18 protein-coding genes are annotated in these 16983 nt (G+C 72.4%); 11 read left to right on the top strand and 7 right to left on the bottom strand.

Annotated elements, in window-relative coordinates; translation table 11 throughout:
• Positions 1 to 14 precede the first annotated feature (14 nt).
• Both GKQ77_RS04875 and GKQ77_RS04870 read left to right on the top strand, forming a co-directional pair.
• On the top strand, positions 15 to 1229 hold the full coding sequence (locus tag GKQ77_RS04875) for an ATP-grasp domain-containing protein (protein ID WP_219687459.1): 1215 nt from the start codon (positions 15 to 17) through the stop codon (positions 1227 to 1229).
• 38 nt (positions 1230 to 1267) lie between these two features.
• Positions 1268 to 1855 (top strand): ribonuclease FAU-1 family protein, encoded by a 588-nt coding sequence (locus tag GKQ77_RS04870; RefSeq protein WP_219687472.1) that lies wholly within the window; start codon positions 1268 to 1270, stop codon positions 1853 to 1855.
• Between the two features lie 30 nt (positions 1856 to 1885).
• Here the strand turns inward: GKQ77_RS04870 and GKQ77_RS04865 are convergent, their stop codons facing one another.
• The gene (locus GKQ77_RS04865) at positions 1886 to 2821 is read right to left on the bottom strand and encodes a LysR family transcriptional regulator (RefSeq protein ID WP_219687458.1); all 936 of its coding nucleotides are present in this window, start codon (positions 2819 to 2821) and stop codon (positions 1886 to 1888) included.
• Between the two features lie 142 nt (positions 2822 to 2963).
• On the opposite strand from GKQ77_RS04865, the gene GKQ77_RS04860 reads away from it, so the two are divergent.
• From GKQ77_RS04860 to GKQ77_RS04850, 3 genes are all read left to right on the top strand, one after another.
• Positions 2964 to 4205, top strand: a complete 1242-nt coding sequence (locus GKQ77_RS04860; protein ID WP_219687457.1) for an MFS transporter — start codon at positions 2964 to 2966, stop codon at positions 4203 to 4205.
• A 93-nt stretch (positions 4206 to 4298) separates the two neighbouring features.
• Entirely contained in the window at positions 4299 to 4469 is a 171-nt protein-coding gene (gene rpmF, locus GKQ77_RS04855) for a 50S ribosomal protein L32 (RefSeq protein WP_219687456.1), read from the top strand.
• 14 nt (positions 4470 to 4483) lie between these two features.
• Positions 4484 to 5662 carry a GTP-binding protein gene (locus tag GKQ77_RS04850; RefSeq protein ID WP_219687455.1) on the top strand — a complete coding sequence of 393 codons (1179 nt, stop codon included), beginning with the start codon at positions 4484 to 4486 and terminating at the stop codon, positions 5660 to 5662.
• 47 nt (positions 5663 to 5709) lie between these two features.
• Here GKQ77_RS04850 and GKQ77_RS04845 read toward each other — a convergent pair whose 3' ends face one another.
• Positions 5710 to 6855 (bottom strand): hypothetical protein, encoded by a 1146-nt coding sequence (locus GKQ77_RS04845; protein ID WP_258020850.1) that lies wholly within the window; start codon positions 6853 to 6855, stop codon positions 5710 to 5712.
• Between the two features lie 231 nt (positions 6856 to 7086).
• On the opposite strand from GKQ77_RS04845, the gene GKQ77_RS04840 reads away from it, so the two are divergent.
• Positions 7087 to 8349 carry a lactonase family protein gene (locus tag GKQ77_RS04840; RefSeq protein WP_219687454.1) on the top strand — a complete coding sequence of 421 codons (1263 nt, stop codon included), beginning with the start codon at positions 7087 to 7089 and terminating at the stop codon, positions 8347 to 8349.
• A gap of 15 nt (positions 8350 to 8364) precedes the next feature.
• Here the strand turns inward: GKQ77_RS04840 and GKQ77_RS04835 are convergent, their stop codons facing one another.
• Entirely contained in the window at positions 8365 to 8889 is a 525-nt protein-coding gene (locus GKQ77_RS04835) for an isochorismatase family protein (protein ID WP_219687470.1), read from the bottom strand.
• A 114-nt stretch (positions 8890 to 9003) separates the two neighbouring features.
• Here GKQ77_RS04835 and GKQ77_RS04830 point away from each other — a divergent pair, with 114 nt between their 5' ends.
• Complete coding sequence (locus GKQ77_RS04830; RefSeq protein WP_219687453.1) at positions 9004 to 9291, top strand: YkvA family protein; 288 nt, start codon at positions 9004 to 9006, stop codon at positions 9289 to 9291.
• On the opposite strand, the gene GKQ77_RS04825 is transcribed toward GKQ77_RS04830, so the two are convergent.
• The 3 genes from GKQ77_RS04825 to GKQ77_RS04815 form a co-directional block, all read right to left on the bottom strand.
• The gene (locus tag GKQ77_RS04825; RefSeq protein ID WP_219687452.1) at positions 9256 to 9969 is read right to left on the bottom strand and encodes a DUF2470 domain-containing protein; all 714 of its coding nucleotides are present in this window, start codon (positions 9967 to 9969) and stop codon (positions 9256 to 9258) included. The two genes, GKQ77_RS04830 and GKQ77_RS04825, sit on opposite strands and share 36 nt — an antisense overlap.
• 136 nt (positions 9970 to 10105) lie before the next feature.
• Positions 10106 to 10762, bottom strand: a complete 657-nt coding sequence (locus GKQ77_RS04820; RefSeq protein WP_219687451.1) for an MBL fold metallo-hydrolase — start codon at positions 10760 to 10762, stop codon at positions 10106 to 10108.
• Positions 10762 to 11847, bottom strand: a complete 1086-nt coding sequence (locus GKQ77_RS04815; protein WP_219687450.1) for an S-(hydroxymethyl)mycothiol dehydrogenase — start codon at positions 11845 to 11847, stop codon at positions 10762 to 10764. Before GKQ77_RS04815 ends, GKQ77_RS04820 begins: the two co-directional genes overlap by 1 nt.
• A 121-nt stretch (positions 11848 to 11968) precedes the next feature.
• On the opposite strand from GKQ77_RS04815, the gene GKQ77_RS04810 reads away from it, so the two are divergent.
• From GKQ77_RS04810 to GKQ77_RS04800, 3 genes are all read left to right on the top strand, one after another.
• Positions 11969 to 12772: an ABC transporter permease gene (locus GKQ77_RS04810; protein WP_219687449.1), complete on the top strand. Its 804-nt coding sequence runs from the start codon at positions 11969 to 11971 to the stop codon at positions 12770 to 12772.
• 11 nt (positions 12773 to 12783) lie between these two features.
• Positions 12784 to 13272, top strand: coding sequence for a glutathione peroxidase (locus GKQ77_RS04805; RefSeq protein WP_219687448.1), 489 nt, complete (start codon positions 12784 to 12786; stop codon positions 13270 to 13272).
• Positions 13273 to 13433: 161 nt separating this feature from the next.
• Entirely contained in the window at positions 13434 to 14642 is a 1209-nt protein-coding gene (locus GKQ77_RS04800) for a D-alanyl-D-alanine carboxypeptidase family protein (protein ID WP_219687447.1), read from the top strand.
• A 30-nt stretch (positions 14643 to 14672) separates the two neighbouring features.
• Here the strand turns inward: GKQ77_RS04800 and ssgD are convergent, their stop codons facing one another.
• Positions 14673 to 15086: a spore wall synthesis regulator SsgD gene (gene ssgD / locus GKQ77_RS04795; protein ID WP_219687446.1), complete on the bottom strand. Its 414-nt coding sequence runs from the start codon at positions 15084 to 15086 to the stop codon at positions 14673 to 14675.
• A gap of 322 nt (positions 15087 to 15408) precedes the next feature.
• Here ssgD and GKQ77_RS04790 point away from each other — a divergent pair, with 322 nt between their 5' ends.
• Positions 15409 to 16959 carry an ATP-dependent DNA ligase gene (locus tag GKQ77_RS04790; RefSeq protein ID WP_219687445.1) on the top strand — a complete coding sequence of 517 codons (1551 nt, stop codon included), beginning with the start codon at positions 15409 to 15411 and terminating at the stop codon, positions 16957 to 16959.
• The last annotated feature ends 24 nt before the right edge of the window (positions 16960 to 16983 follow it).

Raw genomic sequence — 16983 nt, 5'->3', positions numbered from 1 at the left:
GCCGAAGGGCAACCATGAAGCCAGAGTCCGTCATTCTCCTCTTCTCCGGCACCAAACCCCGTCATGCGCCGCTGCTCGACAGCGCGGTACGCGCCGTGCACGACGCCGGTCTGGCCGCCGTCTGCGTCGCCCCGTCGAAGGTGGCACTCACAAGTGGCGAACCCGACGCATGGGGCGTCTACCGGCCCGGCGCGGGCCATGAGGGAGTCATAGAGGCCGCACACGAGGCATCCGGGCCCTTTCATGCAGTCCGGGTGATCTCGCTCTTCGAGGACGACGTCAGGGCCGCGGCGATACTGCGCGAACAGCTCGGCGTCGAGGGGCTGACCGTCGAGGAGAGCATCTACTTCCGCGACAAGAACGCGATGAACGTCCGCGCGGAGGAACTGGGCCTGCGGACCGCCATCTGGACGCTCCCCCACACCAAGAACCATGTGCGGCAGTTCGCGGCAGAACATCAATACCCCATTGTGATAAAGCCGTATGACGGAGTGTCCTGCACAAACACCTACAAGGTGACGTCGGACGAAGAACTCGACCGCACCTGGCCTCTCCTGCAAGCGCAGCGCCATGACTATCGCGTCGAAGCCTTCATTCATGGCAAGCAGTTCCACGTGGACACCATGGTGCGGGACGGGGAAGTTCTCTTCGAATCGGTCGGGGAGTACACGGCACAGATACTGGAGAACTGGCAGGACGCCCCGATGGGAAGCGTCACGCACCCGGCCACGGGGGTTCACCGGGAGATGCTTGACGCGGCACGGACGGTAGTTACCGCCTTCGGACTGCGTACAGGGATAGCGCACACGGAGTTCTACCTCGACGACGAGGGAACGCTGACGTTCGGCGAGACAGCCGCCCGCATGGCCGGTGCGTGGGTGCCGTCGATGTACCGGCATGCCTACGGAATCGATCTCGCCTATGACTCCGTACGCGCCGAGGTCGAGCCCGGCTACACCCCGGCCGGCGACATCTCCGGCTGCACAGGCGCCTCGTACCTCTGGAGTTCCGCCACCGGCAGGATCGACCGCATCACTGACGCCGACTCCCTGTCAGCCCTGCCCTACGTCTGCCACGTCGAGGTGAACAAGGCTCCCGGCGACGTCTTGCCCCCAGTCGTCGGTACGCGCGGCCAGGACCTCGGCCACGTAGTCGTGACGGGAAAGTCACCGGCAGAAGTGAGCGAGAACCTTCGGGACATCCACACCCGATTCTCAGTTCTCACCTAAACGTTCCTTGAGATCGACAAACGGAGAGAGTGGTGCACATGTTCGGCTTTGGTGACATCATCCGGCGGCGCGAGATACTCGACGGCCGTGAATGGATCGTCTATCCGGTGCGAGTGGTGGAGGACACCGAAGACCACCTCGCCGTGTACTTGGCGAAGGGGACGCCACTCACGTTCGGGCAGGGGGATTTCCGATGGGGCAATCACCCCTGGGCGAACTTCGATCACATCTGGCAGTCCGACGGCGTGCTCCAAGTGCAGCGGCCGGGCGACGGCTACTCCGTATGGCACTTCTGGGAAGGTGACACATTTTCGGGGTGGTACATCAATTTCCAGGAGCCCATGCGGAGGGACGCGAGGGGGTTCGACACCCTCGATCAGGAACTGGACATCTGGGTTCCCGCAGACGGCAGTTCCTTCCAGTGGAAGGATGTGGAGCATTTCGAGGAGCGGCAGCGCCTGGGAGGCTTCCACCCGGGCGAGGCCGACGCCGTGCGCACCGAGGCCCAGCGAGTGGCGGCCATGCTGGACGCGGGCACCACGTGGTGGAGCGACAGGTGGACGGACTGGTCCGCTCCCGCGATCTGGGAAGTGCCGGGACGCATGGACCTTTCCGCCCCTGCTTGATCATTGCCCGCGGGCACCCGGAGGGGCCGCTCACCACTCCCATGCCCATCCCGGCGTCCAGGTCGCGGTGGCGCCCTCGGCGGGGCGGGCGGCGGCGAGGTGGTCGCGCAGTGCGGTGAGCGCGGGGTGCGGGTTGTCGTCGCGGCGGATCAGGGAGTGCGGGTAGACCGGTGTCGGGTCGACCACCGGGATGCGCCGCAGGTCGTCGTCGGCGGGCCAGACCAGGCGGGTCTGCTCACCGACGAAGGTGGCGAGCGCCGGGGAGTCGGCGATGGTGTCCAGGAGCGGTTCGGTGCCGAAGTCGGGTCCCGTCGCCTCGATGGTGAGCCCGAAGGCCGCGGCGAGTTCTTCGTAGTACGCGGCCCACTCGGTTCCGGTGACGATGCCGGGCATCCAGATGCGGTGCCCGGCGAGTTGGGCCAGGGTGACCGAGCGGGCCCCGGCGAGCGCGTGGCCCGGCCCGGTGAGGAGCTGGAGGGGCTCGTCGTGGACCCGGTCGGCCGCGATGCCGTCGGGGAGCTGCCTGGCGGGCACGGTGACGGCGCGGAACGCCGCGTCGATCGTGCCGGCCCGTACGGCGGAGATGGCCGCGTCGGCGTCGAAGAGCGTCACCACGTCCAGCGGGGCGTCGGGGTGCGCGTGGTGGAAGTCGCGCAGCAGGGCGGCCGGTGCCAGGCGGCGGCCGATCACGTCGACGCGCAGCGCGCGGCTGCCGGGCCGTACGGAGGCGGCGGCGCGCTCCTCGGCCTGGAGGAGTGCGCGGGCGTGCGGCAGGAACACCTGCCCGTCGATGGTGAGCCGTGCGCCGCGGGCGGTACGGGTGAACAGCCGTACCGCCAGCTCCTTCTCCAGCGTGGCGATGCGCTTGGAGACGGCCTGCTGGGTGATCGACAGGTCGGCGGCGGCCCCCTGGAACTGGCCCGCCTCCGCGGCGGCGACGAAGGCGCGCACTGCATGGAGATCCATGACGGCCACCCTAGGAAACGCACGCCTGGGCGCACAACGCGCGGTTGTGGCCGGCCAGGCGGTCGGTTGTTTGATCGGGGGGCCGGTCATTCGGTTGGATGACGCAGGTCAACGCGGGGTTGTTCGAAGAGGGGTTCGCACTGTGGCGGGGAGGCGGTCGCTCGGGCGGCGGTTCGGGTGGCTGTGGTCGGCGTACGCGGTCAGTACGTTCGGTACTCGGCTGGCGTTCGACGCGTTTCCCCTGATCGCGATCCTGGTGCTGGACTCCGGTCCCACGGAGGTGGCGGTCCTCGCCGCGTCGGGGCTCGCGGTAGGGGCGGCGCTGGCCGTGCCGCTCGGGCCGTGGGTGGAGTTCCGCCGCAAGCGGCCGGTGATGATCGCGATGGACCTGGTGCGGTGTGCGGCGTTGGTGAGCGTTCCCACCGCGTACGCGCTCGGGGTGCTCGGCTTCGCGCAGCTGCTCGTCGTGTCGGTGGTGGTCGCCGCGGCCGACATCACCTTCGGCGCGGCTTCCGGTGCCTTCCTCAAGGGGCTGGTGGCGCCGGGTGACCTGCTCGTCGCGAACGGGCGGTTCGAGTCGACGGCCTGGACGGCGACCATGCTCGGGCCGCCACTCGGCGGGGCGGCGATCGGCCTTTTCGGCCCCGTGATGACCGTGGCCGCCGACGCGGTCAGCTATCTGCTCTCGGCGGTGGGCATCCGGGCGATCGGCGGGAAGGAGCCCCGCCCCGTCCGCGCCGACCCGGCGGCCCGGCTGCGGGGAAGGGACCTGCTCGACGGGTGGCGCTTCATCCTGGCCGGCCCGGTGCTGCGTTCGCTGTTCTTCCACACGGTGCTGGCCAACGGCCTGATCATGGCGGCGACGCCGTTGCTCGCCGTCCTGATGCTCGGCAGCCTCGGCTTCGCGCCCTGGCAGTACGCCCTCGCCTTCGCCGTTCCCTGCATCGGCGGTCTGCTCGGCTCGCGGCTGGCGCCGCGCCTCGTGGCCCGGTTCGGGCAGCGCACGGTCCTGCGCGCGTCGGGCGTGCTGCGCGTGTGCTGGCCCCTCGGCCTCGCCCTCGTCCACTCCGGCGTCAGCGGGCTCGTCCTCGTGATGGTCGTCGAGTTCGGCGTGATCACCTGCTCGAGCGTGTACGCGCCGGTGCTCGCCACCTGCCGCCTCGAACAGCTTCCGGCGGACCGCGTGGTCCGCACCCTGTCCGCGTGGTCGGTCACCGGCAAGATCGCCACGGCGGCCATGACGGCCCTGTGGGGGCTGTTGGCGGCCGCCACGAGCCCTCGCGCCGCGATCGCGATCGCCGGGCTGCTCATGCTGGCCACTCCGCTGCTGCTGCCGCGGCGGGAGCCCGCGTCACGCAAGGCCGGCGCCGCGGTCGGTGGCTAGGGGAACGGCGCTAGTTGTTAATGGGATCCATTTTCATATAGCGTCGCAGGCGTCGCCCAGCCCACCTATCTCAGGTATCTCAGGAGGACCCCCATGGCCGTACCCAAGCGGAAGATGTCCCGCAGCAACACCCGCCACCGCCGCGCCCAGTGGAAGGCCAGCACCCCGCAGCTGGTGCCTTTCACCGTCGACGGCGAGCGGCACATGGTCCCGCAGCGGCTGCTCAAGGCGTACGAGCGCGGCCTGCTGCGCCCCGAAAGCTGAGAGCCGTCCCGCACATGACGCACGTACCAACCACGCGGCTGCCCGTGACCGTCCTCTCGGGCTTTCTCGGCGCGGGCAAGACCACGCTGCTCAACCACGTCCTCGCCAACCGCGACGGCCTGCGCGTCGCGGTGATCGTCAACGACATGAGCGAGGTCAACATCGACGCCGCGCTGGTGCGCGGCGGCGAGGCCGCCCTGTCCCGCACCGAGGAACGCCTGGTCGAGCTGACCAACGGCTGCATCTGCTGCACCCTCCGCGACGACCTGCTCGAAGAGGTCGACCGGCTGGCCTGCGAGGGCCGCTTCGACCATCTGCTCATCGAGTCCAGCGGCATCTCCGAGCCGATGCCGGTGGCCGCGACCTTCGCGTTCCCGCGCGACGACGGCGCCACGCTCGGCGATCTGGCCCGGCTCGACACGATGGTGACGGTGGTGGACGCCGCCAACTTCCTGCCGGAGCTGACCGGCGGCGACGGCCTCGTGGAGCGCGGTCTCGATCAGTACGAGGACGACGAGCGCACGGTCAGCGATCTCCTGATGGACCAGGTGGAGTTCGCCGACGTCATCGTCCTCAACAAGCTCGACCTGGTCGACACGGAGACAGCCGAGCGGCTCGCGGCCACCCTCGCGCGCCTCAATCCGCTCGCCCGCGTGGTGCCCGCGACCCGGGGCCGGGTGGATCTCGCGCAGGTCCTGGAGACCGGCCTGTTCGACCTGGAGCGTGCACAGCAGGCGCCGGGGTGGGTGCGGGAGCTGAACGGCGACCACGTGCCGGAGACCGAGGAGTACGGCATTTCGAGCACGGTGTTCCGTGCCGAGCGGCCCTTCCACCCCGGCCGGTTGTGGTCCTTTATCACCGAGGAGATGGAGAGCGGGGCCTTCGGGCGGATCCTGCGCTCCAAGGGCTTCTTCTGGCTGGCGAGCCGCCCCCGCGTGACGGGGCTGTGGTCGCAGGCCGGCTCGGTGGCCCGCTTCGAGCCCTCGGGGGCGCGTGCGGCGGACGACACACAGGGGCAGGAACTGGTGTTCATCGGCACGGAGTTGCGTGCCGCGCCACTGCGGGCCGCGCTGACCCGCTGCCTGCTCACGGAAGGGGAGGAAGCGCCGCGGCACGACCCCTTCCCGGCATGGGACACACAGGGCGCCGACGCGTGCGGGACGGAGGGCGCGGTGGTCCGGGGCGCCGGATGACATGACTGGGGCGGCGTGGCTCGGATGGCCTGGACGGGGTCCGCTCCTCAGCGGTGCGCGCCCGCGCACACCGGCCGGCTGCGCGCCGCGTACGAACGGGACGCCACGAGGAGCGCCGTGCCCAGGCCCCCGAAGGAGAGTCCGCCGAAGGCCACCATCCAGGTCATCCCGCCGGTGGTGGTGAAGACCCCGACCGGGTCGAGCCCCGGCACCACGCCGAGCGCGCTCAGCAGGGCGTATACGAGGAGTCCCGCGCCGTACACCGACAGGGCGCCGCCGGTCAGCCACGCGGGGATCAGCGGCAGCAGCCGCGGTACGCGCCGCCCGGCCAGAAGGGGCGTCCAGCGCGGGAACACCTGCCCCCAGCGGTGCATCAGGCCGGCCAGCAGGAACACGCCGAGGAGCGCCGCGAGCACGGTCACGTCGACGCCGACCGAGGCGAGCGCGCGCGAGGCACCCGTCGCCTCCGCTTCCACGTCGTCCCGCCAGGCCTTCCCGCTCACGCCGATCGCGTCGCCGCCGAAGAGCCAGACGGTCTTGACCACGGTCCAGGGCAGCAGGCCGCACACGAGGGCGTACGCCGTCACGCGGGTCCGCGCCGACGCGGTGGAGGCGGGCGGGTGTGCCAACGGGCCGTCGCTCCGCCCCTCGTGCCCCTGGCCGCAGCGGGCACACCGGCCGCGCAGCCCGCGCCGGTGGGCCACGGCGACCATGGCGAGGAGCCCGCCGCCGCACGTGTTCAGGAGCAGGTGGACGAGCCCCGTCGCGCTCTCCACCCCCGAGCCCGACGCCAGCGTCACGAAGTGCATCGGCAGTCCGATCGCGCCCCAGCCGAACGCCGGGATGAGGAGCGCGAGCGAGGCTCCCACCGCGCTCCGGCACTTCGGGGTGCCGTCCACCGCGGACGCGCTCCGGGCCTTCCGGGCGCGGTCCGCCGCCGCGCAGACTCCCGCGGCCAGCACGGCGAGGGCCGCCTGGGTGAGCTGGAAGGCTGCCGGTTGGTACGCGTGTGCCGAGAGCGGCACGGCGGTGCCCGTCGCGGCCCAGCCGACGAGGACGACGGCGTACACCCCGCCCCAGACCTGCGCGGCGCGGGGAGCCCAGTCGGGCCAGCGGCGGCCCCAGGGGGCGCGGGGGCCTTCGGTTCTCCGCCACGCGCGCCTGATCACGGGGGTGTTCGAGGGGGCCGTCACTGTTTCTCCCAGGGCCGAGGATCGCCGTACCCGCCGAGGCTTTCGCGTGTGCGCCGACGCCGCGTCGGCCTCCGGGACCCACCGCCTCCGCCGGGCGGCGGACCCCGGCGGGCGCGGATCACCCTGTGGGGGTCGGCTACCGCGCGCGGGCGGTGCGGCACTTGTCGGCTCGATCATGGACGGGGCACTGTGGCTGCCGTATGCGGAACCACCGACCCACGAGGTGCAGGCATGAACAGCGGAGAAGGGGCGATCCCTCAGCGGGGCAGCCGTCCGGGGCGGCGCCGGTTCATCGGGGCGCTGGCGGGGGCGGCCGGGGCGCTGTCCTCCGCCTCTGCCTGCGCCTCCCCCGACTCGCCGGGCCGCGAGAGCGCGGGCCGCACCCGCGAGGACGCCACGGACAGGGATGCCACGCGCCAGGACCCCGACCCGTCGGCGTCTCAGCGCCCGCCCCGAGAGGGGCAGTTGTTCCTGGGGACGTACACCTCCCAGGAGGGCGGCGGGGCGGGCATCGCCCTGGCGACGTACGACGAGACGACGGGCCGCGTCACCGGCGCCGGCACCCTCAGCGGCGTCCCCGACCCCTCCTACCTGGCCCTGCACCCCTCGGGCCGCACGCTCTACGCCGTCAGCGAGCGGGAGAAGGGAGCGGTGACCGCCATCGCCCTCTCCCCCGGCGGCGCGCACAAGATCCTCGGGACGCGCGGCACCGGCGGCGCACACCCCTGTCACCTCTCGGTGCATCCGAGCGGCCGCTGGCTGCTCAGCGCGAACTACCTCTCCGGCAGCGTGGCGGTGCACCCCATCGAGGAGTCCGGCGCGCTGGGCGAGCGTACGGACGTGGTCACGCACTCCTCGCCGCCGCCGGGTCCGGGGCAGGACGGACCGCACGCCCACCAGATCGTCACAACCCCGGACGGCCGCCACATCCTCGCCGTGGACCTCGGCAACGACACCGTCTACACCTACCGGCTCGACAGCGAGGCGGGCACACTCCGCCGGGTCTCCCACGCGCGCCTGCGGCCCGGCGCGGGACCGCGCCATCTCGCGTTCCACCCTTCGGGGCGCTTCGCCTACCTCGCCAACGAGGTGGACGACACGGTCGTCGTCTGCGCCTACGACCGCGCCACCGGCCGCCTCACGCCGGGCGAGCCGCAGTCGACGGGCTCCGGCGAGGGCACCAACCATCCGGCGCAGCTCGTGGTGGTGCGCGAGGGCCGCTTCGCGTATCTCGCCAACCGGGGTTACAACAGCCTCGCGCGGTACGCGGTCGAGCGCGGCGGCGCCCGGCTGCGGCTCCTGGACACCGTGCCGGTGCGCGGGGACTTCCCCCGGCACCTGGCCCTCTCCCCTTCCGGGCGGCTGCTGTTCACCGCGAACCAGAAGTCGGACTCGGTCAGCGTGTTCCACGTCGACCGGCGCGGCGGTGAACTGCGCCCGGCGGGGCGGCCGTTCAGGGCGCGGGCCGCGGTGTGCGTACTGCCCGTGGCCTGACGGGCGAGGGACCCGCTACGGCCTGGTGAAGCCGACGTCGCTGGCCCGTGCGACGACCTCGATCTCGTCGCCGAGCGCCCACTCGGCGACCCGCGAGACGACCGCGGCGGGCACCGCGTCGCTGATGCCCTCGGCGGCCGGGATGTCGTACGTCGCATGGGCGTCGTGCGGCAGGACGACGCGGAAGTCCAGCTCCAGGGCGGTGCGCGCGGTGGCGCTCACGCACATCTCGGACATGACGCCGCACAGGGCGAGTTCCGTGACCCCGGCCTCCCGGAGCAGCTTCTCCAGGCGGGTCTCCTCGAAGCCGTCGTCGGCGCTCTTGCGCAGGACGACCTCGCCGCGGCCGGTGTCGACGGGCAGGTGGAGGCGCCAGCCGGGGGTGCCCGGTTCGTCGGGGGAGCCGGGCTCCCCGTCGTTCTGGAGCTGGACGAGAAGGGCGCCGCTCTCGCGGGCCCGGGCCATGAGGTCCCCGACGGTGTGGAGCAGACGGTCCGCGTCGGGCACGGCGCCACGCCCGCTGACGAAAGCGGACTGCATGTCGATGACGATCAGCGCCTGGACGGGCGCGAGGGGTTTCGGCTGCGCGTTCACCCCGTCATCATGCCCGCACCCCCGCGACGCGGGGCGCCGCCCTCGGTAACGTACGTACGCATGAGCACGGAATGGACCGTTCTCCTCGTCTGCGCAGCCGTTCTGGCCGCCGCGACGCTCGCCGTCGCGGCCGTGCTGCTCGTCCGTCTCGTCCGCACCCGCCGCGCCCTGCGCAGAGCCGGGCTGCCCGTCGAGCGGCAGTGGGTGTTCTGGGGCGCGGTCGCCTATCTCGTGCTGCCCGCGGACCTCATCCCCGATCCCGTCTATCTGGACGACATCGGGGTGCTGCTCCTCGCGCTGCGGTCGATGCGGTCAACCGCCGACCGGCCGCCCGCGCCGGGCCGTTGAGAGGCGGGCCCTCGTCAGCAGGGCGTGCATGCACTCCGTCACCTGGGAGACGTCTTCCACGCTCTGATGGAACGGCAGGCGTACGTCGGCCTGACCGCGGGCGCGTTCGAGGCGCAGGGAGATGCCGTGCCGGTCGATGGCGAGCGGGCGGACCCTCACGACGCCCTGGAGGCTGTCCGGGCTGATGAGGCGGGTGAGCTGTTCGACGGCGTCCGGGTGGGCGTCGGCGAGGTGGGTGAGCAGCCGCGCTTCGGCCTCGGCGAGCGGGTCGGGCACGGTCAGGGCGAGTTCGTCGAGTTCGACGCCCTCGCGTTCGCCGTGGGAGTCGTGCAGGACCACGCACGCAGGTTCGAAGACGAGGTGTCCGTCCTCGTGGGCCAGCGACCCCGAGAGCCACAGGCGTGCGCGGATCCGGTCCCTGAGGGGGACGGGCGCGACGTCGGCGAACTCGATCAGCGTGGACGGTTCGCCGCGCGGCGCGCAGATGAGGGCGGCGGCGAGCGCGCTGTCCTCGGGCGGGCGCAGCCGCAGCCTTCCGTCGTCGGTGACGCTGTGCGCGCCCACGAGTTCGTCCCTGCCGATCTCCGTGGTCACCGCGCAGGACCATGCGGTGGCGAGCACCGAACGGGCCCGTGCCGCCGCTGTGGGCACGGTCGTGCTGCTGTGACGGACACCCATTCCCAACCTCCATTAGGTAAGCCTTGCCTAACTTATCGGAGATCGTGGAGCAGGGCCAGTACGCGTACGGCCCCGCGTGGCGAACCACGCGGGGCCGTATCCAAGCCGACGTATCAGAAGCTGACGGCCGACGTAGTCAGTGACCTCGGGCGATCCACTCCTCCAGGTGCGGTGCCTCCGCGCCGACCGTCGTGCTGTCGCCGTGCCCGGTGCGCACCACCGTCTCGGGCGGCAGCGTCAGCAGCCGCTCCCTGATGGACGTGACGATCGTCGGGAAGTCGCTGAAGGAGCGGCCCGTGGCGCCAGGACCGCCCGCGAAGAGCGTGTCGCCGGTGAAGACGGTGCCGAGGGACGGGGTGTGGAGGCTGACCGCGCCGTGGCAGTGGCCCGGCGTGTGCAGCACCCGCAGGACCGTGCCCGCGACGGTCAGTTCCTGCCCGTCGGACAGCTCGCCGTCCGGGGCGCGGTCGGGATGCGTCCGCTTCCACAGCTCCAGGTCGGCGGGGTGCAGCAGGATCGGCGCGCCGGTGCGGGCGGCCAGCGCGGGGGCGGCGTCGATGTGGTCGTCGTGCGCGTGGGTGCAGACGATCGCGGTGAGGCGCCGCTCCCCCACCGCCTGAGCGATGGCGTCCGCGTCGTGCGCGGCGTCGATGACGACGCACTCGCTGTCGTCGCCGACGATCCATACGTTGTTGTCGACCTCCCAGGTGCCGCCGTCCAGGGAGAAGGTGCCGGAGGTGACGAGGTGGTCGACGCGCGCGCCGGACGCGTGCCCCTGGGGCTCGGCCGCCATCAGAACATCACCACCGAACGCAGGACGTCGCCGTGGTGCATCCGCTCGAAGGCCTTCTCCACGTCCTCCAGAGCGATGGTCTCCGTGACGAACGCGTCCAGGTCCAGACGCCCCTGGCGGTAGAGGTCGATGAGCATGGGGAAGTCGCGCGAGGGCAGGCAGTCCCCGTACCAGCTCGACTTCAGCGCGCCGCCGCGACCGAAGACGTCGAGGAGCGGCAGCTCGATCCTCATCTCCGGGGTCGGGACGCCGACCAGGACGACCGTGCCCGCCAGGTCACGGGCGTAGAAGGCCTGCTCGTACGTCTCCGGGCGGCCGACCGCCTCGATGACGACATCGGCGCCGTTGCCACCGGTCAGCTCGCGCACGGCCTCGACGGGGTCGGTGGCGCGGGAGTTGACCGTGTGGGTGGCGCCGAGGCCCTTGGCCGTTTGGAGCTTCTTGTCGTCGATGTCCACGGCGATGATCGTCGCGGCTCCGGCGAGGCGGGCGCCCACGACGGCGGCGTTGCCGACGCCGCCGCAGCCGATGACGGCGACCGAGTCGCCGCGGCCTACATTTCCGGTGTTGATGGCGGCGCCGATGCCCGCCATCACTCCGCAGCCGAGGAGGCCGGCCGCGGCGGGCGACGCCTCCGGGTCAACCTTCGTGCACTGCCCGGCGGCGACGAGGGTCTTCTCCGCGAAGGCACCGATGCCGAGGGCGGGCGACAGCTCGGTGCCGTCGGCCAGAGTCATCCTCTGCTTCGCGTTGTGCGTGTCGAAGCAGTACTGGGGGCGGCCGCGCAGACAGGCGCGGCACTGGCCGCACACCGCACGCCAGTTGAGGATGACGAAGTCGCCGGGCGCGACCTCGGTGACACCCTCGCCGACCGATTCGACGACGCCCGCCGCCTCGTGGCCGAGCAGGAAGGGGAAGTCGTCGTTGATGCCGCCCTCGCGGTAGTGCAGGTCGGTGTGGCAGACCCCGCACGCCTGGACCTTCACCACGGCCTCCCCCGGCCCCGGATCCGGCACGGTGATCGTCTCGATCCGCACCGGCTCGCCCTTCGCGCGGGCGATCACGCCCCGCACCTGCTGCGCCATGAGTACAGCCCTTCTCTCTCTCCGTGTCTTGCCGTTCCCGTCCCATCGTTACAGGTCACCCGCCGCATGTCCCGGGCGGCACCGCAACCCGCCCGGCCGCCGCGCGACCTAGGGTGAGCGCGTGCGTGATCTCGCTGCCCAGGCCCTCCTGCCGGTCAACACGGCGCTCGCCGTGGCCCTGCTCCTGCTGCTGCTCCTCGCGGCGGCGACGGCGGCCGTCTTCCGGCTCGCCCCCGACGGTTCGCAGGGCAGGGCCCGCGAGATCGCGGTCGCCGGGGCCCGCGCCACGGTCCAACTGGCCGCGGTCTCCCTCGCGATCGGCTGGGTGGTGCAGCACACGGCGGCGCTCTTCGCGTTCCTGCTGCTGATGTTCGCCGTGGCGGTGCGGACCGCCGGGCGGCGCGTCACCCCGAACGGCACCTGGTGGCGGGCGGGACTGCCGATCGCGGGCCCGGTCGTCCCGGTCGTGGCCGGCCTGACGCTGGCCGGGCTGCTTCCGGTGCGGGGCATCGCCATGATCCCCGTGACGGGCATCCTCATCGGCGGCGCGCTGACGGCGACGGTGCTCGCCGGGCGCCGCTCTCTCGACGAACTGCGCACCCGCCACGGTGAGTTCGAGGCGGGCCTCGCCCTCGGGCTCGCCGACCGCGACGCCCGCCTGGAGCTGATCCGCCCGGCCGCGTCGGACGCCCTGCTGCCCGGCCTCGACCAGACCCGCACGGTCGGCCTCGTCACCCTCCCCGGCGCCTTCGTCGGCATGCTCCTGGGCGGCGCGTCCCCGGTGCTCGCGGGCGCCGTGCAGCTCTTCGTCCTGATCGCCCTGATGGCCGTCCAGGCGGTGGCCGTGGCTTTGACGGTGGAACTGGTCGCCCGGGGCCGCCTGCACCGCGAGGCCCCTTCACGGCGGGCTCCGGGCCGGGCGTAGGCTCGGTGACCATGTCTGTCTACGAAGAAGAAATCGGCGCCCTGCGCGGCGGCCCGGCCGACCTGCGCCAGTTCGAGGGCAAGGCCGTCCTCGTCGTCAACGTCGCCTCCAAGTGCGGCCTCACCCCGCAGTACGCGGGCCTCGAGCGGCTCCACGAGCAGTACGGGCCGCGCGGCTTCAGCGTGCTCGGCGTGCCCTGCAACCAGTTCATGGGCCAGGAGCCCGGCACCTCCGAGGAGATCGCCGAGTTCTGCTCGGCGACGTACGGGGTGACCTTCCCGATGACGGAGAAGGTCGACGTCAACGGCGAGAACCGGCACCCTCTGTACGCGCGCCTCGTCGACACGGCGGACGCCGAGGGGCACACCGGCGACGTCCGCTGGAACTTCGAGAAGTTCCTGGTCAACGGCGCGGGTGAGGTCGTCGCCCGGTTCGGCCCGCGCGTCGAGCCGGACGCGCCCGAGGTCGTCGCCGCCATCGAGAAGAACCTCCCCGCCTGACCCGTCGGCCTCCGGCAGCCGTCCTGCTCCTCCGGCGGCCCCGTCCCGACAGCGGCCCCGCGCCGGCAGCGGCCCTGCTCCGCAAGCGAAGTGACGGAGTGATACCTCCAGGCGGGCCAAGCCGATCTGCGGACTCGGGGCCGCGCTCCTACGGTGGCTGAATGGCCATCAGGTACCTTTCGCGCTCCTCCTCCGTAGGCACCGCGGCGCTCGCGCTCGGGGCTCTGGTCGTCCTTTCCACCCCGGTTTCGGCGACCGAAGTCCCGGCCGAGCCCGCGCCGCCGCGGCCGCTGCCCGCGTACACCTCCGTCCTCCTCGACCGGCCGGGCGTGCAGGTCCGGCCTGGGCCCAGTGCGCCGGGGCTGCCCGGTGGCGTCTCCGCGCTCGCCTGGGTGGTGGCCGACGCCCGTACGGGCGAGGTGCTCGCCGCCAAGAACGCGCACCGGCCGCTGCCGCCCGCCTCCACGCTCAAGTCCCTGTTCGCGCTGACCGCGCTCCCGCGTCTCGACGCGGACCGCCGGCACGTCGTCACCGAGCGGGACTTGGACCGTGTCGGCGACGGCAGCAGCCTGGTGGGCGTGTCGCCCGGCCGCGCCTACCGCGTCGCCGACCTGTGGCGCGGGGTCTTCCTCAGCTCCGGCAACGACGCCGTGCACGTCCTGGCGGGGCTCAACGGCGGCCTGCACAGGACCGTCGAGCAGATGCGCGCCAAGGCCCGCGAGCTGGGCGCCCGGGACACCCACGTGGTCTCGCCCGACGGCTACGACGCGGCGGGGCAGGTCTCATCGGCGTACGACCTGGCGGTCTTCGGCAGGGCGGGCCTCGCCGACCCGCAGTTCGCCCGCTACTGCTCGACGCCTGTGGCCCAGTTCCCGGCGGGCGGCTGGTCGTACCCCATCCAGAACACCAACCGGCTGCTGACCGGCGCCGGCGGTGTCGCGGCCTACCCGGGCCTGCTCGGCGTGAAGAACGGCTACACGAGCCACGCCGGTGCCACGCTGATCAGCGCGGCGCAGCGCGGCGGGCGCACCCTCGTGGTGACGGTGATGAACCCGCAGCGGGGCGGTGCGCGCGCCGTGTACGAGGAGGCGAGGTCGCTGCTCGACTGGGGGTTCGCCGCGGCCGGGAAGGTGCGGCCGGTGGGTTCGCTGTTGCCGCCGCCGAAGGCGCCCCGCACCGCGCCGGGGCCCGCGCACCTCGCCGCGCAGGCCGACGCGCTGCCCCTGGAGCCGGAGGACTCCGACTGGCCCGCGGTGCTGATGGTGGTGGCGGGCTCGCTGGTCGTGCTCGCGGGCGTGGTCGTGGCGCTGCGGCGGCGGGCGGTCACATTGGCGCGACGCAGGAACACGCGAGGCAGGTTCGTCGAGTGAGCGGACGCGAGGAGGGGACCCCGTCACTCGTCAGACGCCGCCGAGCAGGCGCGTCAGGTCCTGGTCGAGATCGAGGCTCGGCTCCTCGCCGCCCGCGGGCACCATGGCGTAGGTCCGTGCCAGAAAGCGGCGCAGGGCCATGTCGTCGAACTGCACGAGGGCGAGCCCTTCGAGGGAGTGGAACTCCATCACCGTGCGCGCCCGGCCGCACGGCCAGATGTGCACGTCACCGCCGCCCGCCGGAGCGCTGAGCCCGTCCTCCAGGAGCTGGCGGGCGAAGATCCAGGTGACCTCCATGCCGTCGAGGGAGGCCTCGGAGGGGAACGTGATCTGGACCGCGAGGGGGTCCTCGGCCGAGTAGCGCAGGACCACGGGGAGGGCGTACTCATGTCCGTCCGAGGCGATGAGGCGTGCGCGGGTGGGCTGCTGGAGGGTGACGGCCATGATCGAGCTCCACTTCTGCGTTTTTCCAGTCCTCGGGGTCCGCTCGCGGAACCCCTGTGCCCTTACGACCCCGTTTGGAGGGGTGGCATTACGGCAACACGCCAAGAGATCCATGTGACCTGTGTCACTCGCCCCGCCTGAGCCGCACGCCCCTCCGGCATGTGCGGGGGCCGTGTGACCCTCCGTGTGCCCGTCACAGCGGAGTACACACGTGTCATCCAGGAACAACAGCCGTCCCGCCCGGTCCGGCCGGCCCATGCGCCCCCGTCCGCCCGACCCGCTCGGCCGTGCGCCGCGCCCCACCCCGTTGCAGGATGGGCCCATGCTGCTCGCCCGGCTCGCACACGTGTCCAAGGAAGTGGCCGCCACCTCCGCGCGGTCCCGGAAGATCGCCCTGCTCGCCGAGTTGTTCCGGGCGGCGGAGCCCCAGGACGTTCCGGTTGTCATCCCCTATCTGGCGGGGCGGCTGCCCCAGGGGCGGCTCGGCATCGGATGGAGCACGCTCAGGGACGCGGGGCCGCCCGCCGATGAGCCGAGCCTGACGGTGCGCGGCGTGGACGAGGCGCTCACGGCGATCGGCGCGGTGTCCGGTTCCGGTTCGCAGGCCGAACGCAAGCGCCTTGTGAGTGAGTTGATGGGGGCGGCCACCGCGGACGAGCAGCGGTTCCTGGTGGGGCTGCTCACGGGCGAGGTCCGCCAGGGCGCCCTGGACGCGGTCGCCGTGGAGGGCCTCGCGGTGGCCACGCAGACCCCGGCGGACGCCGTGCGGCGCTCGGTGATGCTCGCGGGCGCCCTGAGCCCGGTCGCGCAGGCGCTGCTGGCACGCGGTCCGGAGGCGCTGGACGAGTTCCGGCTGACGGTGGGGCGCCCCATCCTGCCCATGCTGGCGCACGGCGCCACGTCGGTCGCCGAGGGCATCGACAAGCTCGGCGCCTGCGCGGTCGAGGAGAAGCTGGACGGCATCCGGGTGCAGGTCCACCGCAGCGGGGACGACGTACGCGTCTATACCCGCACCCTGGACGACATCACCGACCGGCTGCCCGAACTGACGGCCGCCGCACGCGAGCTGCGGGGCGAGCACTTCATCCTGGACGGTGAGGTCATCGCCCTGGACGGCGAGGGGCGCCCACGGCCGTTCCAGGACATCGCGGGGCGCGTCGGTTCACGTGTGGACGTCGAGGCGGCGGCGGCCGGGCTGCCCCTCTCCCCCGTCTTCTTCGACGCTTTGTCCGTGGCGGGCCGGGACCTGCTCGCCCTGCCGTTCGCCGAGCGCCACGCGGAACTGGCCGCCCTGGTGCCCGAGCCGATGCGGGTGCGGCGCACGGTGGTGGACGACCCCGGGGACGAGCGGCGGCGCGCCGAGGCGCAGGAGTTCTTCGAGGCGACGCTGGGGCGCGGTCACGAGGGGGTCGTACTGAAGTCGCTCGACGCCCCGTACAACGCGGGCCGCCGGGGCGCCTCCTGGCTGAAGGTCAAGCCCGTGCACACCCTCGACCTGGTGGTGCTCGCCGCCGAGTGGGGCCACGGGCGCCGCACGGGCAAGCTCTCCAACCTCCATCTGGGCGCGCGGCGGCCCGACGGGACGTACGCGATGCTGGGCAAGACGTTCAAGGGCATGACGGACGCGATGCTCGCCTGGCAGACCGAGCGCCTCCAGGAACTGGCGGTCAGCGACAACGGCCACGTCGTGGAGGTACGCCCCGAACTCGTCGTCGAGATCGCCTACGACGGCCTGCAGCGCTCCACCCGCTACCCGGCGGGCGTCACCCTCCGCTTCGCCCGCGTCCTGCGCTACCGCGAGGACAAGCCGCCCGAGCAGGCGGACTCCGTCGAGACGGTGCTGGCCGGGACCCGGGCGGATTCCTCCGCGTAATCCCGTTCCGCCCCTCCAGCCCCG

The sequence above is a fragment of the Streptomyces anatolicus genome, assembly GCF_019400875.1.
GTDB lineage: Bacteria > Actinomycetota > Actinomycetes > Streptomycetales > Streptomycetaceae > Streptomyces > Streptomyces anatolicus.
The sequence above is the reverse complement of the archived record's forward strand: the minus strand, read 5'-3'. Positions and strand labels throughout refer to the sequence as shown.